This window comes from Pseudomonas sp. W5-36 (genome assembly GCF_046540455.1).
In the GTDB taxonomy this organism is placed as follows: Bacteria; Pseudomonadota; Gammaproteobacteria; order Pseudomonadales; family Pseudomonadaceae; genus Aquipseudomonas; species Aquipseudomonas graminis_B.
The window spans coordinates 65,303-79,967 of sequence record NZ_JAXCIQ010000019.1; the positions used below are offsets into that span (position 1 = coordinate 65,303).

Annotated in this window: 12 protein-coding genes; 8 read left to right on the forward strand and 4 right to left on the reverse strand. The window is 60.8% G+C overall.

Features of this window, described 5'->3' with window-relative positions; all coding sequences use genetic code 11:
- The first annotated feature begins 100 nt into the window (after positions 1-100).
- The 3 genes from SLW74_RS23275 (at position 101) to cobF (ending at position 1,552) form a co-directional block, all read left to right on the forward strand.
- Positions 101-283, forward strand: a complete 183-nt coding sequence (locus SLW74_RS23275; protein ID WP_296313294.1) for a type II toxin-antitoxin system HicA family toxin — start codon at positions 101-103, stop codon at positions 281-283.
- A gap of 36 nt (positions 284-319) precedes the next feature.
- Positions 320-721 (forward strand): type II toxin-antitoxin system HicB family antitoxin, encoded by a 402-nt coding sequence (locus SLW74_RS23280; protein WP_296313292.1) that lies wholly within the window; start codon positions 320-322, stop codon positions 719-721.
- A gap of 69 nt (positions 722-790) precedes the next feature.
- Complete coding sequence (cobF, locus tag SLW74_RS23285; RefSeq protein WP_410930254.1) at positions 791-1,552, forward strand: precorrin-6A synthase (deacetylating); 762 nt, start codon at positions 791-793, stop codon at positions 1,550-1,552.
- Positions 1,553-1,561: 9 nt separating this feature from the next.
- On the opposite strand, the gene SLW74_RS23290 is transcribed toward cobF, so the two are convergent.
- Together SLW74_RS23290 and SLW74_RS23295 are read right to left on the reverse strand one after the other, a co-directional pair.
- Positions 1,562-2,875: a glycosyltransferase gene (locus SLW74_RS23290; RefSeq protein WP_410930255.1), complete on the reverse strand. Its 1,314-nt coding sequence runs from the start codon at positions 2,873-2,875 to the stop codon at positions 1,562-1,564.
- Positions 2,865-3,227, reverse strand: a complete 363-nt coding sequence (locus tag SLW74_RS23295) for a response regulator (protein WP_369318135.1) — start codon at positions 3,225-3,227, stop codon at positions 2,865-2,867. The genes SLW74_RS23290 and SLW74_RS23295 overlap by 11 nt, the downstream gene beginning before the upstream one ends.
- 269 nt (positions 3,228-3,496) lie before the next feature.
- Between SLW74_RS23295 and SLW74_RS23300 the strand changes: the two genes are divergently transcribed.
- The 5 genes from SLW74_RS23300 to SLW74_RS23320 all read left to right on the forward strand — a co-directional run bounded on the left by SLW74_RS23300 (position 3,497) and on the right by SLW74_RS23320 (position 10,901).
- Positions 3,497-7,006: a response regulator gene (locus SLW74_RS23300; protein ID WP_410930256.1), complete on the forward strand. Its 3,510-nt coding sequence runs from the start codon at positions 3,497-3,499 to the stop codon at positions 7,004-7,006.
- A gap of 49 nt (positions 7,007-7,055) precedes the next feature.
- The gene (locus SLW74_RS23305; protein WP_065991398.1) at positions 7,056-7,877 is read left to right on the forward strand and encodes a CheR family methyltransferase; all 822 of its coding nucleotides are present in this window, start codon (positions 7,056-7,058) and stop codon (positions 7,875-7,877) included.
- Entirely contained in the window at positions 7,874-8,491 is a 618-nt protein-coding gene (locus tag SLW74_RS23310) for a chemotaxis protein CheB (RefSeq protein WP_065991399.1), read from the forward strand. Before SLW74_RS23305 ends, SLW74_RS23310 begins: the two co-directional genes overlap by 4 nt.
- Positions 8,485-9,666, forward strand: a complete 1,182-nt coding sequence (locus tag SLW74_RS23315) for an ATP-binding protein (RefSeq protein ID WP_410930257.1) — start codon at positions 8,485-8,487, stop codon at positions 9,664-9,666. The genes SLW74_RS23310 and SLW74_RS23315 overlap by 7 nt, the downstream gene beginning before the upstream one ends.
- Positions 9,667-10,523: 857 nt before the next feature.
- Positions 10,524-10,901 carry a response regulator gene (locus SLW74_RS23320; RefSeq protein WP_065991401.1) on the forward strand — a complete coding sequence of 126 codons (378 nt, stop codon included), beginning with the start codon at positions 10,524-10,526 and terminating at the stop codon, positions 10,899-10,901.
- 68 nt (positions 10,902-10,969) lie between these two features.
- Here the strand turns inward: SLW74_RS23320 and SLW74_RS23325 are convergent, their stop codons facing one another.
- Together SLW74_RS23325 and SLW74_RS23330 are read right to left on the reverse strand one after the other, a co-directional pair.
- Positions 10,970-13,000 (reverse strand): response regulator, encoded by a 2,031-nt coding sequence (locus SLW74_RS23325; protein WP_296308435.1) that lies wholly within the window; start codon positions 12,998-13,000, stop codon positions 10,970-10,972.
- Positions 12,997-14,481 carry an ATPase domain-containing protein gene (locus SLW74_RS23330; protein ID WP_410930258.1) on the reverse strand — a complete coding sequence of 495 codons (1,485 nt, stop codon included), beginning with the start codon at positions 14,479-14,481 and terminating at the stop codon, positions 12,997-12,999. The genes SLW74_RS23325 and SLW74_RS23330 overlap by 4 nt, the downstream gene beginning before the upstream one ends.
- Positions 14,482-14,665: the final 184 nt, after the last annotated feature.

A 14,665-nucleotide genomic window follows, 5' to 3' on the forward strand; every position in this document is an offset into this window, starting at 1 on the left:
CGGGATCACGTTACATACCGTCGCTTAAAAGATTTCCCAAGCGGTGGCGCAACAAAGTGCGGTGTGTACTATCCACATCAGTCAACAAAGGGATAGGCTGATGCGGAGCAGGGACATGATCAGAAGGGTCGAGGACGACGGTTGGTATGTGGTCGAGGTCAAAGGCAGTCATCGTCAATACAAGCACCCGATAAAACAGGGACGTGTCACGGTCCCTCATCCCAAAGATGACCTGCCAAAAGGGACGGTTCACAGCATATTGAAGCAGGCCGGCCTCAAATGAATGTCTCGAAGCAAATCGGCTCGGAAGGATAAGAACATGAAATTACCCGTCGTTTTACATAAGGATCCCGACTCGGTGTACGGCGTCACCGTGCCTGATATTCCGGGCTGTTTTTCCGCTGGCGCGACCATTGGCCAAGCACTGGACAATGTGAAAGAAGCCCTGGCGCTGCATTTTGAAGGGCTGGTCGCTGATGGCGAGGCGCTGCCGCAGCCGATGGACATCGACGCGCATATCCATAATCCGGACTATCAAGGCGGCGTGTGGGCTGTGGTCGAATTTGACGTGACACCGTATTTCGGTCGCTCAGTGCGGTTCAATGCGACACTGCCGGAAGTGCTGCTGGAGCGCATCGATGCCCGTGTCAGGAGCGATCAACGTTACCGATCGCGCTCGGGCTTTCTGGCAACAGCTGCGTTGCGCGAGCTGCACGAATAGATGCTCGGAATGCCGCTTCCCTGCGTATTGGAGCACCTTCTGCGAACGCCTTCAGAGAACCGCCACCCCATGAAAAAAATCCTCGTGATCGGCATCGGCGCAGGCAATCCCGAGCACATCACCATTCAGGCGATCAAGGCGCTGAACCGCACCCAGGTGTTTTTCATGCTCGACAAGGGCTACGCCAGTGACGACCTGCTGGCGTTGCGCCGGGAGATTTGCGAGCGCTACATCGAGGGCCATGACTATCGTTTGGTGCAGGTGAGCGATCCCCGGCGCAAGGACGATTCGCCGTCTTACCGCAGCGGGGTCGAACACTGGCACGAGCAGCGCGCCGTGTTGTTCGAGCAACTGATCGCCGATGAAGTAAAGGCGGGCGAGACCGGTGGGTTTCTGGTGTGGGGCGACCCGGCGCTGTATGACGGCACCCTGAAGATTCTCGATCAGGTGCTCGCCCGCGGCCGTGAGTCATTTGCCTACGACGTCATTCCGGGTATCACCAGCGTGCAGGCGCTCGCCGCCGGACACCGCATCGGCCTGAACCGCATCGGCGAGCCGATCCACATCACCACCGGCCGGGAGCTTGCAGCGGAGCAGGGCGAGCACATCAGCAACAGTGTGGTGATGCTCGACGCCTATTGCACCTTCGAGCGGTTCGTCGATCAGGATTTACACATCTATTGGGGCGCCTACCTCGGCACCCCTGACGAGATGCTCATTTCAGGCCCGCTGCACGAGGTCAGCGCGCAGATACGTCAAGCGCGTGAAGCCGCGCGGGCAGAGAAAGGCTGGATCATGGACACCTACCTGTTGCGCCGCGCCGTCCGCTAGATAAACGCTTCAGGCGTTCTTGTTCTTGGCTTCAATCCACTGGGACATGTACTGCGTGCTCTTGTGCTGATGATGGCGAAGCATGGCGCCGGTGAAGTGGGCCGCGCGATGGGCCTGCAGCGTGTCCTGCAATGTGAGGATACGGTCGATCAGCACGGCGCAATGGCGGTCATGGCCAAAGCGCGCCGGCAGCAATTGCCAGCCGTCCTGTTGTGCCTGTTCCCAGCGCGCCTGATCGCTGTAAAGACTGACCGCCGCGTCTGCCAGCCCTTGCGCATCACAGGCCACGGCGCCAGGAAATGGCAGCTCGCCGTGCATGGCCTCGGCGCCGATGGGCGTCGTCACGGTGGGCGTGCCGCAGACCATGGCATCGATGATCTTGCCCTTGATTCCCGCGCCGAATCGCAACGGCGCCAGGGACACCCGCGCAGCGCCCATCACTTCCAGCGCGTCTTCGGCCCAGTTCATGATGTGAAATCCCTGGGCGGCGTTATGCAATGCCGCAGCCTTGGGCGGCGTGTAGGCGCCATACACATGAACCTGAGCAGTGGGCAGTTGCGCGCGAATCAGCGGCCAGACGGTGTTTTTCAGCCATAGCACGGCATCCCAGTTCGGGGCGTGGCGGAAATTGCCAATGGTGATGAAATGCGCCCGGTCTTCAAAGCTTCGCGGGCCAAGGGGCGCCTCGCGAGGCTCTCTTACCAGCAGCGGGACCCAATGGAGCTGAGCCGCGGGCACCGAAAACGCCTGGGTCAGTAGGTCGCTTTCGACGTCGGAGACCATCAGGCTCAGGTCACTGCGGTGGATCGCGGCGATCTCGCGCTGGGCCAGGTCAGTGGTCGCCATCCGGGTGAACAGCTGATCCCGGGGCGTCTGGAAATAGTCAGTCAGGTCAGCATCGGGCTTGCCGTCGAGGCGTTCCTTGACCGCCTGATGACGGGCATGGCGCAGGCTCTGCAAGTCGGAGCTCTCAAGCAGGCGAAGGGCGTTCGGGCAGTGCTTCTCCACCCGCCAGCCGAACTGCTCCTCCATCAGAAACTGGTCGAACAACACCACGTCGGGCTGCAGCTCATGGATGAAGGCGTCAAAGCTGCTGTGGTTGAGGGCGATGGCGACTTCCATGATGCCCAGCGCGGCCAAGTCGGCCTTGTGCTCGCCTTCCGTGGCGGCGCTGGCGAACGTGATCCGCCAGCCCTGTTCGAGAAAACAGTCGATGAGTTGCATGACATGCCCGCTGGCCGCAGAGGAACGCGGCTCGGGCCAGACGTAGCCAATGATCAGCACATGGATCGGGGATCGCTGCGCCAGTTGCTCAGTCGCCAAGGATGCCCTTTACCTTGTCACGCAGCTGGTCGATGGAAAACGGCTTGCCGATATTGTGCATGCCCTCAGGCACATCAACGGAGTCCGCGTAGCCGCTGGCGAACAGCACCGGGATGTCCGGGCGGGCCTCACGTGCCTTGACGGCGAGGTCCTTGCCGTTCATGTCCGGCAGGCCCAGGTCGGTCATCATCAAGTCGATGGTCTGGCCAGCGTTGTGCAGGACCGCAAGGGCCTCGGCGGCATCTGCTGCTTCCAGCACGGTGTACTCAAGCTCCTCGAGGACGTCGACAATCAACATCCTGACGATGTTGTCATCTTCGACCACCAGAATCGTGCGGGGTGAATCGGACATGGCAAGTTCCTTAATTGGGCAGGGAGCGCATCGCACGGCATCGGGGCTTACAGCGTTTCGCTGGGGGCGCAATTGTGCCAAGTTCTGAGCCGCAACAACACGATTCAATTGAGTGTAATGGCTTTTTGGCTGCACTCAAATGTACAGTGCCGGCCTGATTGTTCCCGATCTAATGTCAGAAAATTCAATCTTCTACGTCGTACGCTGGAGTTTTTGCCGAGGTTTGCGGCAAACTCCGTCGTTTAGACGAATCCGCCTGAGCCCTCGCGATGATCACCAACTCTGCAGTCGATGAGCAACGTTTCCGCAAACTGTTAAGTCGCAACGTCAGTTTACCTTTGGCCGTCGGCGTGCTGAGTGCGGCCTTCTTCGTCATTCTCATCTCTTATCTGTTGTCGGCCATTCAGTGGGTCGAACACACCGACCGGGTCATCAACAACCTCAATCGCTCGCTCAAGCTCTCGGTGGACATGGAAACCGGCATGCGCGGCTTTCTGCTGACCGGCGATGAGCGTTTCCTCGACCCCTACGAAGTGGCCAAGCCGGCCATCATGAGCGAGCTCCAGGGCCTTGAAGAACTGGTCGCCGATAACCCGGATCAGGTCGACCGCTTCAAGCGACTGGCCGCGCTGCAATCATCCTGGAACGACTTCGCCCAGGAGATGATTAATCTGCGCCGCGCCGGTGGCGACTATCAGACGCCGATCAAGGAGCGTCGCGGCAAGCGCCTGGCCGACGAGATGCGTGATCAATACGAGCAAGCGGCCAACGTCGAGCACCAGCTGCGTCTGACACGCAACACCGACGTGACCCACACCACCGTGATGTCGGTCTCGCTGTACGTCACGTTCATTCTGATCGTCAGCGGGATTCTCGCCTGGGTCGGACGTCGTGACATGACCACGCTGTCCAACACCTACGCCGCCAACCTGCGGGCGCAACAGCTGGACGCTGATCGCTTGTCCCATGTCGCCTGGCTGCGCAACGGTCAGAGCGAACTGGCCGAGCAGGTGATCGGCCAGCTCACCCTCAATCTGCTGGGCCGCAACGTGCTGCATTTCTTCGCCCAGTACCTGGGTGCGGTGGTGGCGGCGGTGTACGTACGCCAGGAGCATGGCGGTCTGGTGCGCGTGGCGTCCTATGGTTTCTCCCGCGAGCAGGAACAGCACGAGCAGTCGATCTATAGCGGTGAAGGCGTGGTCGGAAAGGCGGCCGAGCAGGATCAGATCATCACCCTGGACAACGTCCCTCAGGACTATTTCAAAGTCACCTCCGGCCTGGGTGAAGGCTCACCGCGCAGCGTCGTGGTGGTGCCGACCAGCAACGATGACCACGTCAACGGCGTGATCGAGCTGGGCTTTCTTCGCGAGCTGACGCCCCGTGACCTGGAGTTCCTTGAGCTGGTGGCCGAGAACGTGGGCACCTCTATCGAGGCAGCCCGCTACCGTCAACGTTTGCAGGAAGTGCTCGCCGAAACCCAGCAGCTCAACGAAGAGCTTCAAGTGCAGCAGGAAGAACTGCGCACCGCCAATGAAGAGCTGGAAGAACAGTCGCGGATTCTCAAGGAGTCCCAGGCGCACCTGGAAATCCAGCAGGCGGAGCTTGAGCAGACCAACGAACAGTTGGCCGAGCAGAGCAAGGCGCTGGGCGATCAGCGTGATGCGCTGGACCGCAATAATGAAGAACTGCACATCGCACAGATTGAACTGGAAGCCCGCGCCGACGAGTTGCAGCGCTCAAGCAAGTACAAATCCGAGTTCCTGGCCAACATGTCCCACGAGCTGCGCACGCCGCTGAACAGCTCGTTGATTCTGGCCAAGCTGCTGGCGGAAAACCCGCAGGACAACCTCACCGCCGAGCAGGTCAAGTTTGCCGAATCGATCTACTCCGCCGGTAATGACTTGCTCAACCTGATCAACGACATTCTGGACATCTCCAAAGTCGAAGCCGGCAAGCTCGACATGCGGCCGGAAAACAGCAGCGTCAGCCGCTTGGTCGAAGGCCTGCGCATGACCTTCGAACCGTTGGCGGCCGAGAAGAAGCTGGAGTTCTCGGTGGAGATTCAGTCAGGCACGCCGGTCTCGCTGTACACCGATCGCCAGCGCCTGGAGCAGATCCTCAAGAACCTGCTGTCCAACGCCGTCAAGTTCACCGAAAGCGGCACCGTCAGCCTGACCGTGTCCCGTCAGCCGGGCGAGGGCGTGGCCTTCACCGTTCGCGACTCCGGGATCGGCATCGCCGAGGAGCAGCAGGAGAGCATCTTCGAAGCGTTCCGTCAGGCCGACGGCACCACCAATCGCCGTTACGGCGGCACGGGCCTGGGGCTGTCGATTTCCCGCGATCTGGCCCGCCTGCTGGGCGGTTCGATCAGCGTGACCAGCGCGCCGGGGCAGGGCAGTATTTTCACCCTGGTCATGCCGGAAGAGTACGTCGAAGTCGAGCCTTCACAGTACGTCGAGGGGCCAGCAGCGGCTGTGCAGCCTGCGCCGGTTCCAGCCCGCATCACGCCGCCTGCGCCTGTCGCTGCCAAGCCTGCGGCGGCGGCAACACCCATTCCGCGCTTCGCTGATGACCGCGAGAAGGCGCCGTTCACCAATCGCTGCATCCTGGTCATCGAAGACGAAGTGCGCTTTGCCCACATCCTCTACGATCTGGCCCATGAACTGGGCTACAACTGCCTGGTGGCCCATGCCGCCGACGAAGGCTTCGACCTGGCCTCTTCGTTTATACCGGACGCTGTGCTGCTGGACATGCGCCTGCCGGACCATTCCGGTCTGACGGTCCTGCAACGTCTGAAAGAGCTGCCAAGCACCCGCCACATCCCGGTGCACGTCATTTCCGTCGAAGACCGTCAGGAAGCGGCGCTGCAAATGGGCGCCATCGGCTACGCGGTCAAACCGACCACCCGCGAGGAGCTCAAGGATGTCTTCGCCCGCCTCGAAGCCAAGCTCACCCAGAAGGTCAAACGCATCCTGCTGGTCGAAGACGATGCCTTGCAGCGTGACAGCATCGCGCGCCTGATCGGCGACGATGACATCGAGATCACGGCAGTCGGCTTCGCTCAGGACGCCCTTGATCTGCTGCGCGACAACGCCTACGACTGCATGATTATCGACCTGAAACTGCCGGACATGCTCGGCAACGAGTTGCTCAAGCGCATGTCCATCGACGAGATCTGCGCGTTCCCGCCGGTCATCGTCTACACCGGCCGCAACCTGACCCGTGACGAAGAAGCCGAGCTGCTGAAGTACTCGCGCACCATCATCATCAAAGGCGCGCGCTCGCCGGAGCGGTTGCTCGACGAGGTGACGCTGTTCCTGCACAAGGTCGAGTCGCAGATGTCGAACGAGCGCCAGAAGATGCTGAAGACCGCGCGCAGTCGCGACCGTGTGTTCGAAGGGCGCAAGATCCTCGTGGTCGACGACGACGTACGCAACATCTTCGCCCTGACCAGCGCGCTGGAGCACAAAGGCGCCATCGTCGAGGTGGGGCGCAATGGGCTGGAGGCGATCGAGAAGCTCAACACCGTCGAGGACATCGATCTGGTGCTGATGGACGTGATGATGCCGGAAATGGACGGCTACGAAGCCACCATCGAGATTCGCAAGAACCCGCGCTGGCGCAAGCTGCCGATCATTGCTGTCACCGCCAAAGCGATGAAAGACGATCAGGATCGCTGCCTGCAGGCCGGTTCCAACGACTACCTGGCGAAACCGATTGACCTGGACCGGCTGTTCTCGCTGATTCGCGTGTGGTTGCCCAAGATGGAACGTATCTGAATGAACCGGATCAATTGACCGCCTTTTTGCCCGATCCAGAGTGTTGCCGATGCACCAAGAACGAGACGCCGATATCGAGTTACGCTTGCTCATTGAAGCGATTTACTTGAAGTACAGCTACGATTTCCGCGATTACTCGGGTGCGTCGGTGAAACGACGTGTGGCCCACGCGTTGCGTCAATTTGAACTGAAGACCATTTCCGCGTTGCAGGAGCGGGTGTTGCATGACCCTTCGGCGTTCATGCAACTGCTGCAATTCCTGACGATCCCGGTCAGCGAGATGTTCCGCGATCCGACGCACTTCCTGGCGATCCGCGAAGAAGTCGTGCCGCTGCTCAAGACCTACCCGTCGGTCAAAGTCTGGATTGCCGGGTGCAGCACCGGGGAGGAGGTTTACTCGATGGCGATCCTGCTGCGCGAGGAAGGCCTGCTCGATCGCACCATCATCTACGCCACCGACATCAATCCCAATTCGCTGGAGAAGGCCAAGCAAGGCATCTTCTCCATGGAAAACATGCGCGCCTACAACGAGAACTACATCAAGGCCGGCGGCAAGCGGCTGTTTTCGGAGTACTACACGGCCGCCTACGACTACGCGATCTTCGACAAGACCCTGCGGGAGAACGTCACCTTCGCCGATCACAGCCTGGCGACAGACAGCGTGTTCTCCGAAACACAGTTGATCTCCTGCCGCAATGTGCTGATCTACTTCAACAAGAAGCTGCAGGACCGCGCCTTCGGGCTGTTTCACGAGTCCCTGTGCCACCGCGGATTCCTCGTGCTGGGCAGTAAGGAAACCCTGGATTTCTCCGGGTACAAAAACCAGTTCGACCCTCTGGTCAAACTCGAGCGGATCTACCGCAAATCATGAGAACGTCGTTTCCTTGCCCGTCCCCCGACCAGCCCGCGCTGCCGGCGGTGGACGCGATTGTGGTCGGCGCATCGGCCGGCGGTGTCGAAGCGCTGTTGAAGATTTTCCGCACGCTGCCCAAGGGCTATCGGTTGCCGATCGTTGCGGTGCTCCACGTGCCGGACCAGCGCCGCAGCCACCTGGCCGAGGTCTTCGCCATGAGCGTGGCCATGCCGGTCAAGGAGGCCGACGACAAGGAAACCATCGCGCCGGGCACGCTGTACTTCGCCGCGCCCGGGTATCACCTGTCGGTGGAGAATGATTTCAGTCTGTCATTGAGCCAGGAAGAACGGGTACATCATTCGCGCCCGAGCATCGACGTACTGTTCGAATCGGCTGCTGACGCGTACGGTAAGCGGCTGGCAGGGGTGCTGCTGACCGGCGCCAGCAGCGACGGCGCGCGCGGTACCGCAAAAATCAAAGAGTACGGTGGCCTCACCGTGGTCCAGGACCCGGCACAAGCGCTCGTGCGAACCATGCCCGAGGCGGCGCTTGCCCTTCATACGCCGGATTTTCTATTGCCTTTGCCCGACATTGGGTCCCTGCTTGTCGAGCTGGAACGAATTGCATGCTGAGTGAAATCAAAGCCAAACTGCTGATCGTCGACGATCTGCCGGAAAACCTGCTCGCCCTCGAAGCGCTGATCAAGCGCGAGGATCGTCAGGTGTTCAAGGCGTTGTCTGCGGACGAGGCGTTGTCGTTGCTGCTCGAACACGAGTTTGCGATGGCGATTCTCGACGTGCAGATGCCAGGGATGAACGGCTTCGAACTCGCCGAGCTGATGCGCGGCACGGAGAAGACCAAGAACATCCCCATCGTCTTCGTCAGTGCCGCCGGGCGCGAGCTGAATTACGCGTTCAAGGGCTATGAAAGCGGTGCCGTGGATTTCCTGCACAAGCCCCTCGATATTCACGCGGTGAAGAGCAAGGTCAATGTGTTCGTCGACCTGTATCGCCAGCGCAAGGCCCTGAAGCAGCAGCTCGAAGAGCTTGAGCACAGCCGTCAGGAACAGGAAGCCCTGATGCGCGAGTTGAAGTCGACGCAGAGCGAGCTGGAACGTGCGATTCGCATGCGTGATGACTTTATGTCGATCGTCTCCCACGAGGTGCGCACGCCGCTCAACGGGCTGATTCTGGAGACCCAGCTGCGCAAGCTGCACTTGGCCAAGGACAATGCGTCGGCGTTCACCATGGAGAAACTTCGGGCCATGGTGGATCGTGATGAGCGGCAGATCCAGAGCCTGATTCGCTTGATCGAGGACATGCTCGATGTGTCGCGGATTCGTACGGGCAAGCTGTCGATTCGGACCAGTCCTTTTGATTTGTCGGAGTTGGTGGTCAATCTGGTGGAGAGCTATTCCGCGCAGATCGCCGCCGCCGGCAGCGCGGTGACGCTGCATGCGACGACGCCGGTGATTGGGGTGTGGGATGAGTTTCGCATCGAGCAGGTGGTGGCGAATCTGTTGACCAATGCGTTGCGCTACGGCGCGCATAGGCCAATTGAGTTGCGCGTTTACAGCGAGGCCGGTGAGGCGCGGGTGGAGGTGCGCGATCACGGGATCGGGATCAGTCCGGAAAACCAGAAGCGTATTTTTCAGCAGTTCGAGCGGGTCGCGGCCAGTCATGCGGTGGCGGGGCTTGGCCTTGGGTTGTTTATTTCCGACCAGATAGTGGGCGCCCATGGCGGGCGGATCAGTGTCGAGAGCGAGGAAGGGGCGGGGTCGATGTTTCGGGTTTCATTGCCGCTCTGATCAAGATATCTAAGATCAAGATCACAAGCGTCTGCCTGGGGGGCAGACTGTTTCGCCTTCGGCGAGTTACTTTTAAAAAGCACTAAAAGTAACCAAGGGTGCTTGCTCTTGGTTGGGTTCCTCCTTCGTCAGGGTTCCTTCACTCCGGTCCCGCTCCGTGGGCCCGCTGCCATCCGCCATCCATGGCGGGGGGCAGCTCTCGCCGCATCCATGCGGCTCGGCCCACTCCGCGGAACCTACGTTAAGCCTGCACCCAAGTCGCGTGCTGCGGTGTCTGGGCTATCGCGTAGAAGATCAACAGCAAAAGCTTCCCGGCTAAAGCCGGTCCTACAGTCGGAGCCAGTCCCACTGACTGAACGCGCTGCTGTTTAGTGGGACCGGCTTCAGCCGGAAAAAGCCAGCCCAAGCGCCAACAATTTTGCTGATAGCACCCCCTACCTGTGGGAGCGAGCTTGCTCGCGAATGCTGTTGCTGTTGCTGTTGCTGTGATCTTGATCTTCATACACAAGCCTGCCAGACGACGCAAAACGCGACTTGGGTGCAGGCTGAACGCAGGTCTCGTGGAGTGGGCCGAGCGGCATGGATGCCGCGAGAGCCGCCCCCCGCCATGGATGGCGGATGGCGGCGGGCCCACGGAACGGGACCGGAGTGAAGGAACCCTGACGAAGGAAGGGCCCAACCGAGAGCAAGCACCCTTGGTTACTTGGGGTGCTTTTCCAAGTAACTCGCCAAAGGCGAAACAGGAGGCCGTTAGGCCGACCCATCTGGCCTTCAATCAAATAACTGAACACCCTGCGCAACCTCCAGCGCGGGCCATGGTCGTAATGGCAGCTATCTATAAGATCAAAGGCGTTCAAATGAGCTCTGATGCAGAAAATGTCGTACTCATCGTCGAAGACGAGCCGCTCATTCTGATGCTGCTCTCCGACTACCTGTCGGGCGAAGGCTATCGGGTGTTGCAGGCGGAGAACGGCGAGCAGGCGTTCGAAATTCTTGCCACCAAACCCCACCTCGACTTGATGATCACCGATTACCGCCTGCCCGGCGGCGTTTCCGGCGTCATGATCGCCGAGCCCGCCGTCAAGCTGCGACCGGAACTCAAGGTCATCTTCATCAGCGGCTACCCGGCTGAGATCGTTGATTGCGGCAGCCCGATCACCAAAAAAGCGCCCATCCTCGCCAAACCGTTCACCATGGAAACGCTGCACTCGAAGATCCAGACCCTGCTCAACTGATTCTGCTGCCCCTTAGATACAAACAACAAAGCCGGCAATCGCCGGCTTTTGTGTCAACCCCTCTCGCGTCAACCCTCGATCATTTCCCGCACCTTGGCCGTCAGTTGGTCAAAGGCAAAAGGCTTGGTGATCATCTGCATGCCTTCTTCCAGGAACCCCGAGCGGGCACTGGCGTTTTCCGCATAACCGGTGATGAACAGTACTTTCAGGTCCGCGCGCAGCTGCCGGCCAATGTCCGCCAACTGCCGCCCATTCATGCCCGGCAGGCCGACGTCGCTGATCATCAGGTCAATGCGCTGGCTCGATTCCAGAATCGGAATCGCGCCGACCGCATCACCGGCTTCGACGTACGCATAACCCAGTTCGCTCAGCACCTGGCTGACCAGCGCGCGCACGGCCGGATCGTCCTCAACCAGCAGAATGGTCTCGCCCTCACGGGCCTGCGGTGTGTCGTTGGGCAGGGCGGGGCCCTCCTGCTGCGCCGCGCCCTGATAACGCGGCAGGAACAGCTGCACCGTGGTGCCGTCGCCGACCTGGCTCTCGATCGCGACGTGGCCGTGAGACTGCTTGCTGAAGCCGTAGATCATCGACAGGCCGAGGCCGGTGCCCTGGCCGATCGGCTTGGTGGTGAAAAACGGATCGAAGGCCCGGCTGATGACGTTCTCCGGCATCCCGCAGCCCGTGTCGCGCACACTGAGCACCACGTAGTCACCTGGCAGCAGGTTCTCGTAAGCGTTGGTGAAGTCGCGGTCGAGGCGGCGGTTGAAGGTCTCGATCATCAGCATGCCGCCCTCGGGCATGGCGTCGCGGGCGTTGAGCACCAGGTTGAGCAGGGCGCTTTCAAGCTGGTTCGGGTCGGCCTCGGCGGTCCACAGTTCCGGGTCCAGGCACATGTCCAGGCGGATGCTCTCGTTGACGCTGCGATTCAGCAGTTCACCCATGGAGTTGACCAGGTCATTCATCAGGACCGGCTTGGGGTCCAGCGACTGACGGCGCGAGAACGCCAGCAAGCGGTGGGTCAGGGCGGCGGCGCGATTGGCCGAGGTCACACCCAGGTCAATCAGGCCATCAAGGTCGTCGGTGCGCCCCCGTGCCAGACGGCGCCTGAGCAGTTCGAGGCTGCCGATGATGCCGGTGAGCATGTTGTTGAAGTCGTGGGCGATACCGCCGGTAAGCTGGCCCACTGCTTCCATTTTCTGCGACTGACGCAGGACTTCTTCGTTGTGGCGCAACTGTGAAGTGCGTTCCTCGACCTGCTGCTCTAGGGTTTCGTTGAGCCGGCGCAGCTGCTGCTCGGCCAGCTTGCGTTCGGTGATGTCCGAGGTGACCCCGGAGAGCAGGCTGACGCGGCCATTGCGCGCGCGGATCGCCCGAGCCCTGATGTCCATCCAGTGGACCGAGCCGTCCGGCCAGACGTTGCGGAACTCGATGATGAAATCGGCCCCGCTGTCCAGGGTGTGCTGAAGCACCGACTGCATGCGCGGCTGATCTTCGGGGTGCACCGCGCTTAGCCAGTCTTCATAGGAGAGCGTGTCGCGCTCGTCCCAGCCAAAATGCGCTTTGGTGATGTCCGAGCATTCCAGCGCGAGGAATTCAGTGTCAAGCTGCCAGGAACCCAGTCGCCCGGCTTTCAGCGCATGTTGCAGGCGCTGCTCGCTTTCCAGCAATTCTTCCAGGCGGCTGCGGGCTTCATATTGTCGTCGACGCCCGCGGACGGCGGTGCTCACCAGGCTGATCAGCGTGGCAGGGTGGAACGGCCGCTCCAGGAACGTGACGTTGCCGAGCATCTTGCCCAGGTGCGCCGAGGGGTTCTGTTTCGGGCCGCCGTGGTGGGTCAGCAACACGATGGGGAAGTCCGACCAGGCCGGTTGATTGGCCAGCAGGCTGAGCAGCGGGTTGATGTCCGCGCTGCGCAACGCCTCATCGGCGATGATCGCCAGGCCGGCACCGGACATCAGCTCACTGCACAGCTGCGTCAGGTCGTGGGTGATGATCGCCGGATAGCCGGCTTCCTGCAGCATGGTCAACGCGATCTGGCTGTCGCGTCCGAGAGGGGCCAGGATAATGGCCCGCTCCGATAACTGTCCCGGAGTGCTCACGCGTCGGTGTCCTGCAGCAGCGGGCTGCGATCACCGAGGTATTGCGGGATACCCCTCAACACGCCCTGAAAGGCTTCCAGCGGTTCGCCGATGGTCATGCCGGACGCACTGATGCGGTATTCACGAATGGTTGACTCATGGGTGCCTGTGCGTTTTTTGATGACGGAAATGGCCCGACGGACCTGACCCAGTGCTTCGAAATAACGCAGCAGGATCACCGAATCGGCGAGATAGGTAATGTCCACTGGCGTCTGCATGTCGCCGACCAGGCCGTGCTGGGCGACGGTCATGAACGTCGAGGCGCCGTGACGGTTGAGGTAGAGCAGCAACTCGTGGACGTGCAGGACCAGCGCGTTCTCCTCAGGCATCGCGGCCTGATAGCCGTTGAGGCTGTCGATCACCACGGTCTGGATGCCCAGTTCGTCGACGCAGCGGCGAACGCGGTGGGCAAATTCGCCCGGCGACAATTCAGCGGCATCGACTTGATCGATGAGCAGGTTGCCGGTCTCTTCAAGTGCGTGAAGATCAATGCCGAGTTTGCTCATCCGGGTGTACAGCAGGCCAAGTTCTTCATCGAAGATAAACAGCGCGGCCTTCTCGCCGCGCTCCACTGCCGCGGCGGCGAATTTCAACGCAATCAGCGATTTACCGGTGCCCGCAGGCCCCAGGATCACCGTGCTCGAACCGCTGTCCAGACCGCCACCGAGCAGGGCGTCGACTTCCTTGATGCCGCTGCTCAGCTGGCGGCTGAAGTAGCCAGCCCGGTGCTCGGCTGCTACCAGACGCGGGAACACCTGAATGCCGTCGTCCATGATGTTGAAGTCGTGATAGCCGCCGCGGTATTTCTGGCCGCGGTACTTCACCACCCGAAGGCGTCGGCGTTCGGCGCCGTAGGTAGGCGTCTGACCTTCGAGTCGGATCACGCCGTGGGCCACGCTGTGCACGGTTTTGTCCAGGGATTCAGTGGTGAGGTCGTCGAGCAGTACGACGGTGGTGTCGTAGCGCGCGAAGTAATGCTTGATCGCCAGAATCTGCCGGCGATAGCGCAGCGAGCTCTGCGCCAGCAGGCGGATTTCCGAGAGGCTGTCGATGATCACCCGCGAAGGTTTGACCTGCTCGACAATTTCGAAAATCTGCTTGGTGGCCTCGCCCAGCTCAAGGTCAGAGGAGTACAGCAAGCTCTGCTGATGGGCCGCATTCAACAAATCTTCAGGGGGGGTGAGCTCGAATACCGAGATGTTCTCGTCCAGCTCCCAACCATGGGAGCGTGCGCCATCGCGCAATTCGCGTTCGGTTTCAGACAGCGTGATGTACAGACCACGCTCGCCCGCCGCCGAGCCTGCCAGCAGAAACTGCAGCGCGACGGTGGTCTTGCCGGTGCCGGGCTCTCCTTCCAGGAGAAACACGTGGCTGCGCGAAAGACCACCCGCAAGGATGTCATCCAGGCCCACGATACCGGTTGCCGCTTTTGATGTAGTCAAGAATCGCCCTCTTGCGACCTGAGAAAAGGTCGGGCGCCGAAACAGGTTCGAACGCCCCCGGCAGACATGTTCGGAAGGTCCGATTCCATGCAGCCAAGACTCTGGACCTTTGCCGGCTGAGACCGTTCAGTTTATTGCTGGCCGACCGATGGCATCCCCGGAATGCAACGGGTTCGCTGTCCGG